14 protein-coding genes are annotated in these 15,234 nt (G+C 61.1%); 3 read left to right on the top strand and 11 right to left on the bottom strand.

Annotation, left to right across the window (positions count from 1 at the left end):
- Positions 1-172: 172 nt before the first annotated feature.
- The 11 genes from tssH to tssA all read right to left on the bottom strand — a co-directional run bounded on the left by tssH (position 173) and on the right by tssA (position 11,479).
- Positions 173-2,851, bottom strand: coding sequence for a type VI secretion system ATPase TssH (gene tssH, locus KW837_RS10500; RefSeq protein WP_218395556.1), 2,679 nt, complete (start codon positions 2,849-2,851; stop codon positions 173-175).
- A complete protein-coding gene (tssG, locus tag KW837_RS10495; protein WP_218395553.1) occupies positions 2,844-3,896 on the bottom strand; it encodes a type VI secretion system baseplate subunit TssG in 1,053 nt (350 codons plus the stop codon). The genes tssH and tssG overlap by 8 nt, the downstream gene beginning before the upstream one ends.
- On the bottom strand, positions 3,860-5,719 hold the full coding sequence (tssF, locus tag KW837_RS10490; RefSeq protein WP_218395551.1) for a type VI secretion system baseplate subunit TssF: 1,860 nt from the start codon (positions 5,717-5,719) through the stop codon (positions 3,860-3,862). The genes tssG and tssF overlap by 37 nt, the downstream gene beginning before the upstream one ends.
- Positions 5,716-6,228, bottom strand: coding sequence for a type VI secretion system baseplate subunit TssE (gene tssE / locus KW837_RS10485; protein WP_008007710.1), 513 nt, complete (start codon positions 6,226-6,228; stop codon positions 5,716-5,718). Before tssE ends, tssF begins: the two co-directional genes overlap by 4 nt.
- Entirely contained in the window at positions 6,222-6,647 is a 426-nt protein-coding gene (locus KW837_RS10480; RefSeq protein ID WP_123500803.1) for a hypothetical protein, read from the bottom strand. The genes tssE and KW837_RS10480 overlap by 7 nt, the downstream gene beginning before the upstream one ends.
- A gap of 134 nt (positions 6,648-6,781) precedes the next feature.
- Positions 6,782-7,216 (bottom strand): hypothetical protein, encoded by a 435-nt coding sequence (locus KW837_RS10475; protein WP_177319496.1) that lies wholly within the window; start codon positions 7,214-7,216, stop codon positions 6,782-6,784.
- Positions 7,217-7,224: 8 nt separating this feature from the next.
- Positions 7,225-7,662: a type VI secretion system amidase effector protein Tae4 gene (locus tag KW837_RS10470; RefSeq protein WP_218395549.1), complete on the bottom strand. Its 438-nt coding sequence runs from the start codon at positions 7,660-7,662 to the stop codon at positions 7,225-7,227.
- Positions 7,663-7,744: 82 nt separating this feature from the next.
- On the bottom strand, positions 7,745-8,233 hold the full coding sequence (locus tag KW837_RS10465; RefSeq protein WP_007894494.1) for a type VI secretion system tube protein Hcp: 489 nt from the start codon (positions 8,231-8,233) through the stop codon (positions 7,745-7,747).
- Positions 8,234-8,354: 121 nt separating this feature from the next.
- Positions 8,355-9,848: a type VI secretion system contractile sheath large subunit gene (gene tssC, locus KW837_RS10460; protein ID WP_218395547.1), complete on the bottom strand. Its 1,494-nt coding sequence runs from the start codon at positions 9,846-9,848 to the stop codon at positions 8,355-8,357.
- A gap of 15 nt (positions 9,849-9,863) precedes the next feature.
- The gene (gene tssB, locus KW837_RS10455; RefSeq protein ID WP_007894500.1) at positions 9,864-10,373 is read right to left on the bottom strand and encodes a type VI secretion system contractile sheath small subunit; all 510 of its coding nucleotides are present in this window, start codon (positions 10,371-10,373) and stop codon (positions 9,864-9,866) included.
- Positions 10,374-10,453: 80 nt separating this feature from the next.
- Positions 10,454-11,479 (bottom strand): type VI secretion system protein TssA, encoded by a 1,026-nt coding sequence (tssA, locus tag KW837_RS10450; protein ID WP_218395545.1) that lies wholly within the window; start codon positions 11,477-11,479, stop codon positions 10,454-10,456.
- A gap of 404 nt (positions 11,480-11,883) precedes the next feature.
- Between tssA and tagH the strand changes: the two genes are divergently transcribed.
- From tagH to tssK, 3 genes are all read left to right on the top strand, one after another.
- A complete protein-coding gene (gene tagH, locus KW837_RS10445) occupies positions 11,884-13,290 on the top strand; it encodes a type VI secretion system-associated FHA domain protein TagH (protein WP_218395542.1) in 1,407 nt (468 codons plus the stop codon).
- Positions 13,291-13,365: 75 nt separating this feature from the next.
- On the top strand, positions 13,366-13,878 hold the full coding sequence (gene tssJ, locus KW837_RS10440; protein WP_007894506.1) for a type VI secretion system lipoprotein TssJ: 513 nt from the start codon (positions 13,366-13,368) through the stop codon (positions 13,876-13,878).
- Between the two features lie 16 nt (positions 13,879-13,894).
- A complete protein-coding gene (tssK, locus tag KW837_RS10435; protein WP_218395540.1) occupies positions 13,895-15,229 on the top strand; it encodes a type VI secretion system baseplate subunit TssK in 1,335 nt (444 codons plus the stop codon).
- Positions 15,230-15,234: the final 5 nt, after the last annotated feature.

Below are 15,234 nucleotides of genomic sequence, written 5' to 3'. Positions count from 1 at the left end.
ATCCCGTAAACGTTTCGTTGCTTTCTTACTGCCGGAACCGGACTTAGTGTGGGAGCGGGCTTGCTCGCGAAGGGGCCATGACATCCAGCATCAATGTTGAATGTCAGTCCGCCTTCGCGAGCAAGTCGAATCGTCGCACCGCCGCTCCCACATTGACCGTGTTCCAGACCGGTCAGGCCGCGTCGCTGAAGTCGTAGTGCAATTCGTTATCCCGGGCGCTGATCCGCACCCCTGCCAGCGCTTTGCCTTCGAGCATGCGGGTGAGGAACTCGCGGCTCATGTCCGGCAACAGGCTGTTGGTCAGGATGGTGTCGATCATCCGCCCACCGCTTTCGGTTTCGGTGCAGCGGGAGACGATCAGGTCGATCACCGCGTCGTCGTAATCGAAGGCCACTTTGTGGGTGTTCTCCACACGCTTCTTGATGCGGTTGAGTTGCAGGCGGGTAATGGCCTTGAGCATCTCGTCGCTGAGCGGGTAGTACGGAATGGTCACCAAGCGGCCCAGCAATGCCGGCGGGAAAATCTCCAGCAGCGGCTGGCGCAGGGCCTTGGCGATCTCTTCGGGCTCGGGCACGTTTTGCGGGTCTTTGCAGACCTGGGCAATCAGCTCGGTGCCAGCGTTGGTGGTCAGCAGGATCAAGGTGTTCTTGAAGTCGATCACCCGTCCTTCACCGTCCTCCATCACGCCTTTGTCGAAGACCTGGAAAAAGATCTCATGCACGTCCGGGTGGGCCTTTTCCACCTCGTCCAGCAGCACCACGCTGTAGGGTTTGCGCCGCACGGCTTCGGTCAGCACGCCGCCTTCGCCATAGCCGATATAGCCTGGTGGCGCGCCCTTGAGGGTGGACACGGTGTGGGCTTCCTGGAACTCACTCATGTTGATGGTGATGACGTTCTGCTCACCGCCATACATGGCTTCGGCCAGTGCCAGTGCGGTTTCAGTCTTGCCTACACCGGAGGTGCCGGCGAGCATGAACACGCCAATCGGCTTGCTCGGGTTGTCGAGGCCGGCGCGGGAGGTCTGGATGCGCTTGGCGATCATCTGCAAGGCATGGTCCTGGCCGATGATGCGTTTCTTCAGGTGCTGGTCGAGGTTGAGTACGGTTTCCAGTTCGTTACGGGCCATGCGGCCCACCGGAATGCCGGTCCAGTCGGCGACCACCGAGGCCACGGCCTGGTAATCGACCGTCGGCAGAATCAGCGGGGTTTCCCCTTGCAGGGCACTGAGACGCTGTTGCAGGTCCACCAGTTTTTCGCGCAGGACGTGGCTGTCTTCACTGCCAACGTCGCGGTCTACCACGCCGACGCTTTCGCGCAGGGTGGCGCGGGTGGCGAGCAGTTCGTCCACCAGGGTTTTCTCTTCGGCCCAGCGGCTTTCCAGTTCCGCCAGGCGTTCGCGCTCGGCGGCCAGCAGGTTTTCGCTGTTGCTCTGGCGGGCGCCGATGACGATGCCGATGGCGTGCTCGCGGGCGATGATTTGCAGTTCGGTTTCCAGCGCCTCGATGCGGCGACGGCTGTCGTCCACTTCGGCCGGCACGGCGTGCAGGCTGATGGCGACTCGGGCGCAAGCGGTGTCCAGCAGGCTCACGGATTTGTCCGGCAACTGACGCGCCGGGATGTAGCGATGGGACAACTTGACCGAGGCTTCCAGGGCTTCGTCAAGGATCTGCACCTGATGGTGTTTTTCCATGGTCGAGGCCACGCCGCGCATCATCAACAGCGCTTTGTCTTCGGACGGCTCGGCGACTTGCACCACCTGGAAGCGACGGGTCAGGGCCGGGTCTTTCTCGATATGCTTCTTGTACTCGGCCCAGGTCGTGGCGGCCACGGTGCGCAGGGTGCCCCGGGCCAGGGCCGGTTTAAGCAGATTGGCCGCGTCCCCGGTGCCGGCGGCACCACCGGCACCGACCAGCGTGTGGGCTTCGTCGATAAACAGGATGATCGGTTTTGGCGAGGCCTGGACGTCTTCGATGACCTGGCGCAGGCGCTGTTCGAATTCACCTTTCATGCTCGCGCCGGCCTGCAACAGGCCGACGTCAAGGCTGCGCAATTCCACATCCTTGAGCGCCGGCGGCACGTCACCGGCGACGATGCGCAGGGCAAAACCTTCGACCACGGCGGTTTTACCGACGCCGGCTTCACCGGTCAGAATCGGGTTGTTCTGCCGACGGCGCATGAGGATGTCCACCAGTTGGCGGATCTCTTCGTCACGCCCGACAATCGGGTCAAGCTTGCCGCTGCGAGCCTGCTCAGTGAGGTCGACGGTAAAACGCTTGAGCGCTTCCTGCTTGCCCATGGCGCTGGGGGCCATGGCGCCGCTGGCTTCACCAGGCACGCTGCCGGCGTTGAAACCATCGCTGGCACTGAGCGCATTTTCCGGCGAGTCACCGACGTATTCGTCAAAACGCTCGCTCAGGGCCTCGGCCTTGATCTTGTCAAACTCTGCCGACAGCCCCAGTAGCCCATGGCGCAGGCTCGGCGTCTTGAGGATGCCCAGCACCAGGTAACCGGTACGCACCTGGCTTTCGCCGAACATCAGGCTGCCGTAGACCCAGCCACGCTCCACGGCTTCTTCCACATGGGAGGACAAGTCAGTGATTGAAGTCGAGCCCCGTGGCAAACGGTCCAGGGCGTCGGTCAGATCCCGGGCCAGGCGCGCCGGCTCGATATTGAACTGGCGGATGAGGCGGTGCAGGTCCGAGTCCTGCAATTGCAGCAACTGATGAAACCAGTGGGCCAGTTCCACGTAAGGGTTACCGCGCAACTTGCAGAACACGGTGGCGGCTTCGATGGCTTTGTAGGCCACGCTGTTGAGTTTACCGAACAACGCGGCGCGACTGATTTCACCCATGCTCTTGGCTCCTTGAGGTTTGTGAGGTGTTGGCCTGCTCGGCGTAATGCCGGGCCAGTATTAAGTCCTTGGCATCTTTTTCGGGCTTGCCCAGCCAGGTATTGAAACCCAGGCGGAACTGGCGATTGAGTTGCAGCGCCGGTACTTCGGGCTGTTTCAGAATCAGGTTCAGGTCCCAGTCCAGTTCATGGCCCAGGTATTCGGCCACCCAGGCCACCAGCTCATTGAAGGGTTGGCTACCGGGCAGCATGCTCATGTAGTCATCCAGCTTGAGTGGCCCCAGGCGAATGCGGAATTTGTGCTGGCGATCCCAGACGTAACGGCCCAGGCAAAAATCCACGCCCAATCGATGGGCGCTGGCGCCCACGCGGCTGCGTTCCGGCAGTTCCAGCCATTGGCCGACGTACTCTTCGATCTCCACCGGCAGGCCGAAGTACTCGCTGAGAATGGCCTTCAAACCATCCGGGTAGCGGGTTTGTGCCGACAGATGACCGCTGTAATGCAACTTCGCCGTGTCGGGGATCAGCCCTTGTTTGAGCAGGCTCGGCATGCCGCGGCCGCTCAGTGCTGCCAGGCGTGCCGACCAGTAGTCATCGTCCGGGCGGTCATGGCTGACCGTCGGCCGCGCTTCGGCCCAGGCCCGGTAAAACAGGCTCAGCAGGCGGTGATGGAACACATCCAGGAAGCGTTTACTGGTGCTGTCGGCGTTGTTACGCTGACGTTCGCGCACATATTCGGTGAGGTGCAGCGGCAACGGACCGTTGGGGCCGCCGAGGCCGAAAAAGAACTGCTCCAGGCGCGCCGGCGCACCGTCGACGCCCGGCTGTACCGACGCCAGGGTCGCCGGGGCGAAGGTGCAATCGGCCTGTTGCCCAAGACGCAGCGGATCATCGGCCAGACGCAACGAATGGCCCAGGCGCGGCAGTTCAGGCGATTCGCACTCGATGCGCCGCAACGCCTGGAAGAAGTCGTATTCCCAGGGTTCCTGGTGCATCGCGTCCAGGGTACTCACAGGGTCGGACGACGTCCGGGCTTGGCTTTCCATCGCATGATCTCGCCGCGTTCGGTGGTACGGATCACCGTCTCGGTAAAACTGTTGATCGACACGTAGCGTGCCAGGAAGCGCTCGAACACTGCACCGAGCAAGAAGACTCCAGTGCCGCGAAACGCGTTTTCATCGAATTCCAGGGTGATCTCCAGGCCACGACCAAACACGATCGGGCCGGGCATCGGCAGGCGTCGGGTGCAAGCCTTGCTGCTGACTTCGCGCAGGCCTTCGATCTGCAATTGCAACGCCGCATCGTTGCTGTCGCCGTACAGGCGCAGCAGTTCGCGCAGGGCGGCGGCGCCTTGGCCTTGTTCGCTGAGGGACAAGTAATTCAGCGACAGCTGGCTGATCAACCGCCATGCCTTGGCGTCGTGGGCATGGCTGGCGCGTGGGCGGCTCGGGCCTGCCACGCAGCGCACCGCCGCGACAGGTGCGCTGTCGGCCAGGGTGAAGTCGGTCTTGCTGTTGCCCACACTCATGAACAGCGGCAGGTCGCGGTTGGTGCACAACGCTGTTACGCCCAGTTGGCGCAGGTCGTGGCGATAAGGCGCCTGCTGACTGTCCACCAGGCTGACGAAGGTTTCGCTGCCGATGTACGTCGAGCGCGGGCCGTTGCGCCGCTGGCCGCTGGACAGCACGCGGGGTTCGCGCCGCACCGTGTACCAGGCCTGGTCGCGGCCGTAGCGAGACGGATCGCGTACGGCATAGAACGGCAAAAAAGGCTGCTCCGACCCGGTGCCGTGGCCGGTGAGGGTGGTCAGGGAATGAATCTCGAAATCCATTGGTCGGGTGCGGTCGGCGATCACATGGTGTTCATTGACCCGTTCCGACAAGTGAATGCGATCCAGGCGCTTGGGAAACAAGTTGATGGCCGGGGTGCAGAACGGCAGGAACTGCGCGGCTCCGACGCTGCCTTCCAGGCTCGGATCGTGACGGTCGAACAGCACGATCAATTCCAGTTCCTGGCCGTCACAGCGTTTGACCGCCCGGCTCAATTGGGTGAAGTCGACAAACAGAAAACGGTGGGGCAGGGAGAAGTATTCCTGCAACAGGCGATAGCCCTGGAAGGCCCGCGAGACCACTGGCAGCGCGGCGTCGGTATCGTCGAAGCCCTGGGAGCGCAGTGCGTCCTGCGGCAGGCGTTCCACCCAATCACCGCCAGGCTGACGGGCGAACACGGCGCAAACGTTGCCCAGCAGCTGTTCGTAGAGGCGGAAGGGCTGCTCGTCTGCTCCGTTGAGGTACAGCGGCAGGTTGTCCAGAGCCAGACTGTTGAACGGTAGTTCGGCGCCGGTGCGCAGGGTCAGGCGCAGGCCGGCCTTGGCCTTGGGTTCACTGGCGGCCAAGCGCCCGAGCATGGCGGACGGGTTGCCGAAGTACTCGGCCTGGCTGACCTGCAACGGCCACAACGTCACCGCGTGGGCGGTGCGGTACTCGCAGCAGGTTTGGGTTTCGCGGCCCAGGGCGGCGCGCAGGACCGTGTCCCGGGGCAGCGGGAAGCCGCTGCTCAGCGAGCCTTCATCGGGGTCGGCCTGCAATTGCACCACGGTCATCGACGGTGTCGGCGCCAGGTAATGGGGGTACGCGATTTCCAGCAGGTTGTGGGTGAAGGTCGGGTATTCGGCATCGAGCTTGAGCTGTACCCGCGCCGTCAGATAAGCAAAACCTTCCAGCAAGCGCTCGACGTACGGGTCGGCGCAGTCCATGCCGGACAACGTCAGCCGACTGGCGATTTTCGGATATTCCTGGGCGAACTCCGCCGCGCTTTCGCGCACGTGGTGCAATTCCTGGTTGTACAGTTCCAGCAGGCGCGGGTTCATGAGCGTCTCCGCTGATCGGCGTTGATCACTCGCACATGGCCGGATTCCAGGTCCAGGTCGGTCTGCAGCATCAGGCGCAGCGGCACTGGCTGAGCCCAGAGATCGCCTTCGATCTCGAAACTCAGGGCGTTGTGGTTCATCTCGGCGGATGCCCGGGCCCGCACGCGCAGAGTGTTACGCAGAATCCGCGGTTCAAACGTGGCGATAGCCTGGTGGATCAGCGCTTCAAGCGCCGCGATATCGACGTTCGACGCACTGTTGCCGGCCAGGGCTGGCAGCCCGAAGTTAACCACCGACGTGCCAGCCGGGGTGTGCAACGTCGCATCGGCGCCGAGCAATGAAGTGGTGTTGAGCAACCACGCCAGATCACGCAGCACCGAGGCTTTCAGTTGGGTCAGGGAGAGCACGCGCTTGTCGGCGCTTTCCTTGGGATTGCTCGGGTCGTCATCGGTCAACCGGTCCAGCAGGGACGGTTGCAGGCGATCGCGGGTAGCGATTTCGGTTACCACGTAAATGGCCCCACATACATTTTTTGGTCCCCGCCCGAGCCGCAGGAGGCATAGATACTCGCGGCGCCCGCTTCCAGGGCCCCGTTGATTTGGCGGATAGCCTGCATTTTGCTGAGGCAGTCGCGACTAGGCGCTGGCATGTGCTCGCTACGCCAGACCGCGAATATCGGAATGTCGTTGAAAGTCTCTACACGCAGCCTTTGCGGTTTATCCAAACTGAAGCTGCAAGGCCATTCCATGTCCAGCTTCATACGAGTCTGGTCGGGTTTGACCAGTGTGCATCGGCCCTGATCGTCAACCAATCTGAGTTGTTGTCCGACGAAGACTGCCTGGGTGGCCGTCGGTTCAGCATGTTGGGCCCATGCGCCCAGGCTGATGAAATTCATCGCTAGGCACACGGTGAGCAGATGCTTTTTCATTGATGAACGAAGACCTGACCACGACTCGGGCACCGAGCAGGAAAGGACTGGATTGGAGCAAGCAGCAAACGCCATCGGCGCATTCAACCGGGCCGGGAGGGACGGTTGCAGGCGATCGCGGATGGCGATTTCGGTTACCACCGGAATAGTGCCGTAAACATTTTCTGGTCTTGCTGGCCGAGCCCGCACATGGCGCTGGGGTTGACCGACGAGGCTTCCAGAACACCGTTGATTTTGCGTACGGCCTGGGATTTTGTATCGCAGTCCCGACTAGGCGATGGTTCGGGGACGCTCCGTTCGACCAGGAAGATCGGGACGTCTCTGAACATTTCTACCCGCAATTCACCCTTTGGGTTCAGGTTGAAATAGCACGGCCATTCCATACCCAATACCAAATGAGTCTGATCAGGTTTGAGGACGGCGCATTGACCGTTCTGGTCGACTAGCTTAAGTAGCTGGCCGGCGAACGTTCCTTGAGTGCGAGCGGGCGCGTCGAGTTGGTCTGGATCGGTTTCAGCGCAGGCATTCAAACTGATCAGCAGGCCGCACAGGAGTGTCGCTCGGAGCATTGGCCCTATCATGTCAACTCCCAGAACCAGACCTGTCTGGAAAGGAAATCACCATCAAAGAAGCCTTTGGTTCGGCCACGATTCCATAGGTCGATGTGGTCACCTGAGCGCTCGCTTTCAGGCTCGTTTGCACGGCTAAAGCAATCCTTGAAAAAGATGATTCCGGTCTTCTGGCTGAGTGTCAGCCGATCGGCTGCGCTACCACTCAAAATGGTCGGACGCCCCAAATGATGCCGCCACAGCCAGTTCGCCAGAGACTCGGCGCCACGGGCATGGTCATGCTTGCATTTGGGATCGGTGTAGGTCGATTTGTTGACCTTGATGGTCAGCTCGCCATTCAACGCGACACTCATACGAATCGCGCACTGGTTGCCCCAGGGCTGGTCGCATGGATCCTTGACGGTGGGATAGCTGCTCCACAAATTAATAAACGAAGGCTTGGCCATGACTCAGACACCGGATAGGAAAGGATTGGATTCGAGCAAGCACCAAAACACCCCCGGCGCATAACACCGGGGGCATCTTCGATTACACCTTCACGTTCTGGCGGATGTTCCAGCCGAACTTGACCGGCCCGCCTTCCTTGGTGCCATCGGCTTTTTGCGGCTGGTAATCCACCAGCACCTTGGCGAAGTTCAGGGTGAGGTTTTCGGTCAGGCGATCATCGCTACCCGAGCCGCCGGTGCTCAGGGACGTGACCAGCACTTCTTCCAGGTTGATGATCATGTACTCGACCTGGCTTTCGCCGCCGGCCTTGCGCACGGTCAGCTTGACCTTGTCGATGTGCTTGCCGCTGGCGCAGTGCATCATCAGGTTCGGTGAGGCTTTGTCGACGTACTTGGTCAGCGACAGGTCCTGGATGTTCACCTTGCCGGCACCACCACCGCTGCCCACGTGCATGTTGCCGGACTGAGACATGCCCCAGCTCCAGTTCAAGACGTCGATCTCGTCCTTGTGGGCCTTGTCCATGGACTCGCCCTTGATGTCACCGATCTTGATGAAAATATCAACAGCCATGTTTTCTCCCTGTGTGGTCTCTACCACATTGTTTGGTTAACGCCGACCTTGCGAAATCTCTTTGAATGTCAGGCAAGACACAGAACCTGTGGGAGCAGGCCGTACCCACAAATCCGCTTGTTTACGCGCCTTTGGCCGAAGGCAGCTTGGATACCAGGCGCAGCGACACGGTCAGACCTTCGAGCTGATAGTGCGGGCGCAGGTAGAACCTGGAGTTGTAGTACCCCGGGTTGCCTTCCACGTCCTCGACGATCACTTCGGCGGCAGCCAATGGGTGCTGGGCCTTGGTGGTTTCGGTGGAGTGCGCCGGGTCACCGTCGACGTAGTTGAGGATCCAGTCCTGCAACCAACGCTGCATTTCGTCCTTCTCTTTGAAGGAGCCGATCTTGTCGCGCACGATGCACTTCAAGTAATGGGCGAAACGGCAGGTGGCGAACAGGTACGGCAGGCGCGCGGCCAGGTTGGCGTTGGCGGTGGCATCCGGGTCGTCGTACTCGGCCGGTTTCTGCAACGACTGGGCGCCGATGAACGCGGCGAAGTCGGTGTTTTTCTTGTGCAGCAGCGGCATGAAACCGTTCTTCGCCAGTTCCGCTTCGCGGCGGTCCGAAATGGCGATTTCGGTCGGGCACTTCATGTCCACGCCACCATCGTCAGTCGGGAAGGTGTGCGCCGGCAGGTTTTCCACTTCACCGCCAGACTCCACGCCACGGATGCGCGAGCACCAGCCGAAGTGTTTGAACGAGCGGTTGATGTTCACCGCCATCGCGTAAGCGGCGTTGGCCCAGGTGTACTTGGAGCTGTCGGCACCGTCGGTGTTTTCTTCGAAGGCAAAGGCTTCCACCGGATCGGTCTTGGCGCCATACGGCAGACGCGCGAGGAAGCGCGGCATGGTCAGGCCGATGTAGCGCGAGTCTTCCGATTCGCGCAGCGAGCGCCAGCCGGCGTATTCCGGGGTGGTAAAGATTTTGGTCAGATCGCGCGGGTTCGACAGTTCCTGCCACGAGCCCATGCCCATCACGGTCGGCGATGCGGCTGCGATGAACGGCGAGTGCATGGCGGCGCAGACTTTCGACAACTCGCCCAGCAACTCGACATCCGGCGGCGACTGGTCGAAGTAGTAGTCGCCCACCAGGCAACCGTAAGGTTCGCCGCCGAACTGGCCGTATTCTTCTTCGTACATCTTCTTGAAGATCGGGCTCTGGTCCCACGCGGTGCCCTTGAATTTCTTCAGGGTCTTGTGCAGGTCGGTCTTGGAGATGTTGAGCACACGGATCTTGAGCTGCTCGTCGCTCTCGGTATTGTTGACCAGGTAGTGCAGACCACGCCAGGCGCTTTCCAGTTGCTGGAAATCGGGGTGGTGGATGACCTGGTTGACCTGGGCGGTGAGCTTGGCGTCGATGGCGGCGATGATTGATTCGATCGACTTGATGGCGTCGTTGGACACCAGGTCGGTCTGCGCCAGGGCCTGTTCGGCCAGGGTGCGCACGGCGGTCTCGACGGCTTCGCGAGCGCGTTCGGTCTTGGGTTTGAATTCTTGCAGCAGCAGGGAGGCGAACTCGCTGGCTTCTTCGGTGGTGCTCAGTGTCTGAGCGTCTGCACGTACTGAATCGGTCATGATCATTCGTCCTGATTAAGCCTGAGGCTCGGCTGGCTTCGGCGCACTGGCAAGCGCCTGGAGCAGCGCCGGATCCTTGATGGCCTTCATGATGATTTCTTCGGCACCGGTCTTGCCGTCCATGTAGGTCAGCAGGTTGGCCAGTTGGGTGCGCGCTTCGAGCAACTTGTTCAGCGAGTCGACCTTGCGCGCCACGGCGGCCGGGCTGAAGTCGTCCATGCTTTCAAAGGTGATGTCCAGGCTCAGGTTGCCTTCGCCGGTCAGCTCGTTGGGCACGTGGAACGCGACGCGTGGCTGCATGGCCTTGAGGCGCGAGTCGAAGTTGTCGACATCCACCTCCAGGAACTTGCGATCGGCTACAGGTGCCAGAGGCTCGGCGGGCTTGCCGGCGAGGTCCGCCATGACGCCCATGACGAAGGGCAACTGGACCTTTTTCTCGGCGCCGTAGAGCTCGACGTCGTACTCGATCTGCACTCGAGGCGCGCGGTTGCGCGCGATGAATTTCTGAGAACTTTGCTTCGCCACGTTGCTGCTCCTGGTCGCTCAAGCGACGGTGTTGGCGTCATCGGTGGTACCGGTGACGTGACTGCGTGATCCGTTCGCTTTTATTCGCTGTCTGGTCCGCGCAGGTTTTCAAATTGGCTCATGCCGTCGGGAATCAGGTTGCGCACGATGGCCGCAAAGTCGGCGTGCACCAGATTCTTCGCCCGGTTCAACAGCACCGGCAGCGGGCTGGAGGGCTCATGACGGGTGTAGTACGCAAGAATCCGGTCCAGGCTGCGCAGCACGTCGTCGCGGTTGTTGATTTCGCCAGTGCCGGTACTGTGCGGTGCGCTCGGTGCGGTGGCGTATTCAACCGGCGCGGCACTGTCGTCGCTGATGGCATCGGGCAGGGGGCTGTCGCCGCTCTGCGGGGCGAACTGGCCGAGAATCTGCAGGGCCATTTTTAGCGGTTGTTTCAACGGGCCAAGGTCAACGCCCTGGGCGGAACCGATTTGTTCGCTGACCTGTTGCTCGATGGCCTCGGCGACGCTGCGGGCCTCGTGCAAAGCGGCGCGGGTGATTTCCAACTGTTCGGGATCGCTGTCGAGGAACGCTCCGGCGAGCTGCTCGGCGCCGAGGTTTTCGTCAGGGAAGCTTTGCAGGCCGCTGGCATTGGCGGCGGCGCGCAGGCTGACAGCGCCAAAGGTTCGCGAACGGGCCAGGATGCTTTCGCGCAGCAGGCGAATGGTGGCATCGGACGTCAGGCCGGCGAGGGCATTGATGCGCACAGTGGGGTCGTTGTTGTCTTCGGCATCCAGACGCGGATGCAGGTCGGCCCAGTACTGCTTGAGCAATTCGCTGATCAGTGTCAGGACGCGAGCCAGGCCGGTGACGCCTTCGAGGGCAAGGGAGCTTTGCAAAAGGAAATGGGTGATACGCAGGTCTTTGCTGCGTTGCAACAAATCCAGACTTTGCTGCTGGATGCTGCGCCATTCAGGGGGGGCGGCAGGCAATATCGAATCGCCCATGCTGCGCTCGGGCTGGCCTTGGGAATCGCGTTCCAGGCGCAAAAAATCCGCGTCATATTCCAAATCTTCACCACAAGGCGAAGTCGCGGAAACGGCGGCAAGCAGCAAAGGCACTTCCACTGAATTTGATCTCCATATCGCCCGACTGACAGTCGGGCTGTTCACACGTTAGTTCCAAGTGGAACTTCACATGTTTCCTTGAGTGTAATGGCCCTTTGGATACGCAGTGATCTTAAAGTGCCATCATTGATATTCAAGAAGTTGTGCATTTTTGGTGTAGTACTTATGGCTTGTCAAGGTAAGCTATTTCCTCTGTGTGACAGATGTGAAGTGCTTAACAACCCGCGCGACCGATAGGTCGAAGCAGGCACTGATGCAGGTTTTTTGTCACGAAAGCCGGTTAAGATCAGCAATCATGCTGGTAAAAAGCCGTTTCAAGGTTGTTTTTGCAAGGTTGTCGGAGCGAGTCTGGCGGGAGTTAATCCCGATTCGCCCGCGCGCAAAGTGTTCAGCAAGGAGGCAAGATGTCGCTGTGTTTGACTATCACTAGTTATCACAAAATTACCCCTGGTCAGTGCCCTGAGAAATCCATGGATCAGGGTGTGATGGCGATTGGCCGTAATTCTGATAATGACTGGGTATTGCCCGATCCAGAGCGTTTGGTGTCCGGCAAACATTGCGTTATTCAATATAAAGATGGCCGGTATTACTTAACTGATAACAGCACTAACGGTGTGGAATTGGTCAAGGCCGGTATTCGTCTGCGCAAGGGCAACAGCGAGCCGTTGCAAGATGGCGAAGTTATCCGCATCGGTGATTATGAAATCCAGGCGCGTATCGATTTCAGTCTGCCGGTGACCGACGGCAACCCTTTCGCCGATTCGTCCAGCAGCTTCGAGGCCCTGATGGGGCGTCAGGGCGCCGTCGTGAATACGCCGACGTCATTGCCCATGACGCCACCTGCACATTTTCAGGGCGTGTCGGCCATGGACACGATGCCGGACCTGTTCGACTTTCTGACACCGACCAGCGTTCCGCCGGCCACCCAGCCCGACCATGTCCCGGCCGAGCAGCACGACTTCCGCCCACCAACCCCGATCCCCGTCCCAACGCCCGTGGCCGGGCCTGCGCTGCTGGTGTCGGCCCCGGTGATTCCGGAAGATTGGGACCTGTTCAGCGACAAGCCTGCACCGGTGGCGATCGCCCCTCTGCCTGTTGCAGAGGTTGCGCCGCCGCCTGTACCTCATATCAGCGTACCGATCGAACCGGCCCCCCTTTGCGAACCGCCCGTGGCCGTGGTGCAACGCCTGGTCGATCCGGTCAGCCCGGCCGACAATTCTCAACCCGACCTGTTGCAAGCCTTTCTGCGCGGTGCCGGGCTGGATCAAGTGCGCCTGGACAAGGCCCAGGCCGAAGCGCAAATGGAAAGCATCGGCCGCAGTTATCGGCTGATGGTCGAAGGCCTGATCGATGTCTTGCGCGCCCGTAGCAGCCTCAAGGGCGAGTTCCGCATTCAGCAGACGATGATTCAACCGGTGGAAAACAACCCGCTGAAATTCGCTCCCAACGTCGATGAAGCATTGCTGTTGCTGTTGCGCCACAGCAATCAGGCGTTCATGGCACCGGACCTGGCCGTGCGCGACAGCTTCGATGACTTGCGTGCCCACCAATTGGCGGTGATGGCCGGCGTGGAAGCGGCGATCAAGCACCTGCTGGCGCGCTTCGAACCGGCGCAACTGGAAGAGCGCATGGGCAAGCCCGGTGGCCTGTCGAGCATTTTCAACGGCTCGCGACAGGCCCAGTACTGGCAGCAGTTCACCGAGCTCTACAGCAATATTTCCCGCGAGGCCCAAGAGGATTTCCAGGACCTGTTCGGTCGGGAATTCAGCCGCGCCTACGAAGAACACAGTACAAGGCAGCGCCGCGGCTGAGCGTCGCCATCGCATAGCGCCATTCATAGCAAAGAACGGAACAACGGATAGCTGAAACGTCATTGAGGACGCAGGATGATTCCCAGGTTTTTACTCGCAGTTGCCACCGCGCTTCTGCTGACCGCATGCGCCAAGGATGCGGCCAAACCCCAGCCCGAAGAGGCTGAGGCCGAGGCCGATACGGCCGCCGTCGAGTTGCACTTCCACGCCATTGCCGGGCTCAACCCCGGCGCCACTGGCCAGCCAGCCCCGGTCCGGGTGCGTATTTTCGAATTGAAAAATGCCGCCACCTTCGGCCGTTCCGATTATTTCGCACTGGCCGAACGGGCCCAGGCGACGCTCGGCGCCGATCTGATCGATCAGGACGAAGTGCTGATCCAGCCCGGCCAGCAGTTGAGCCTGCAGCGCGACCTCGACCCGGCCACCCGCCATATCGGCGTACTGGTGGGGTATCGCGAGCTGGATCAGTCGTTGTGGCGCGCGGTGATGAATGTCCCGCCGCGCCAATACACCGAATACCAGATCAGCCTCGACGTGCGAGCCGTGCGCAGCGCCGTCGTGGTTTCCCCATCCAGCCCTGCCCAATAAACAATCGGAGCCCCCCATGTCCTGGAACAATCGAGTGGTCTGGTCGGAAGGCATGTTCATTGGAACGCAGCACTTTCAGCAGCATGACCGTTACCTGGAGAACCTCATCGACGCCCGGAGCCGCCCATTGTCGGCCGGCGCCTGGGGTTTCTCCGAATTGCTGATCGACCAGGGTCTGCTGGCCCAGGGCAAACTGGCGATTATCTCTGCGCGGGGTCTGTTGCCGGACGGCACGCCATTCAACATTCCCCAGGATGACCTGGCGCCGAGCCCGCTGAATGTCGATGACAACCTGCGCGATGGCTTGGTGTACCTGGCCTTGCCGCTCAAGCGCGCCGGTGCGCGAGATACCGTTGACGAAGGCGAAGCCCTGGGCGCTGCGCGCTACGTGAGCCAGGTTCGCGAAGTACGGGACGACAACGCGCCGTTCGAAAACCAGGCCCCCGTGGCCGTGGGGGCGAGGGCGCTGCGATTGTTGGTAGCCCAGGATGGCATCAGCGACTACGCCGCTATCGGTCTGGTACGAATCAAGGAGAAACGCGCCGACCGAGCCTTGGTGCTCGACGACACTTACATCCCGCCGCTGCTGGATGTGGTCGCCTCCAACTCCCTCGCCGCGTTTCGCAACGAACTGCTGGGCCTGCTGCATCAGCGTGGCGAAGCCCTGGCCGGGCGGGTGGTGGCGTCCGGTGCCGGCGGTGCCTCGGAGATTGCCGATTTCATGCTGCTGCAACTGGTCAACCGTGCCCAGCCGTTGATCCAGCACTTGAGTCAGTTGAGCCCGTTGCACCCTGAGCGGTTCTACAGCGAGCTGGTGAGTCTGGCCGGCGAGTTCTCGACCTTTACCGCTTCCGGGCGGCGACCCCAGGAATACCCGCAATACCAACACGATGACTTGGCGCTGAGTTTCGCGCCGGTGATGCAAGCCCTGCGTGAGGCGCTGTCGATGCTGATCGACAGCAAGGCCACGCCGATTCCGATCGTCGAAAAAGCCTACGGCGTCCACGTCGCGATGCTGGCCGACAAGTCCCTGCTCGACAGCGCCAGCTTCATCCTGGTGGTGCGCGCCGACGTGCCCGCCGAAACCCTGCGCAGCCACTTCGGCCAACAGAGCAAAGTCGGCTCGGTGGAGCACATCCGCAACCTGGTCAACCTGCAATTACCGGGCATTGGCCTGCTGCCGCTGCCGGTGGCGCCACGGCAAATTCCGTATCACGCCGGCTCCACTTATTACGAACTGGACCGGGGCAGCGAGCATTGGCAGCAACTGGCCAACTCCGGCGGTTTTGCGTTCTACATCGCGGGGCAATTCCCGGGGCTGAACCTGGCTTTCTGGGCGATCCGAGGATAAACCGC

Origin of the sequence: Pseudomonas sp. PDM24, assembly GCF_019218905.1 — a bacterium.
In the GTDB taxonomy this organism is placed as follows: Bacteria; Pseudomonadota; Gammaproteobacteria; order Pseudomonadales; family Pseudomonadaceae; genus Aquipseudomonas.
This window is presented reverse-complemented; position numbering and strand designations above follow the sequence as displayed.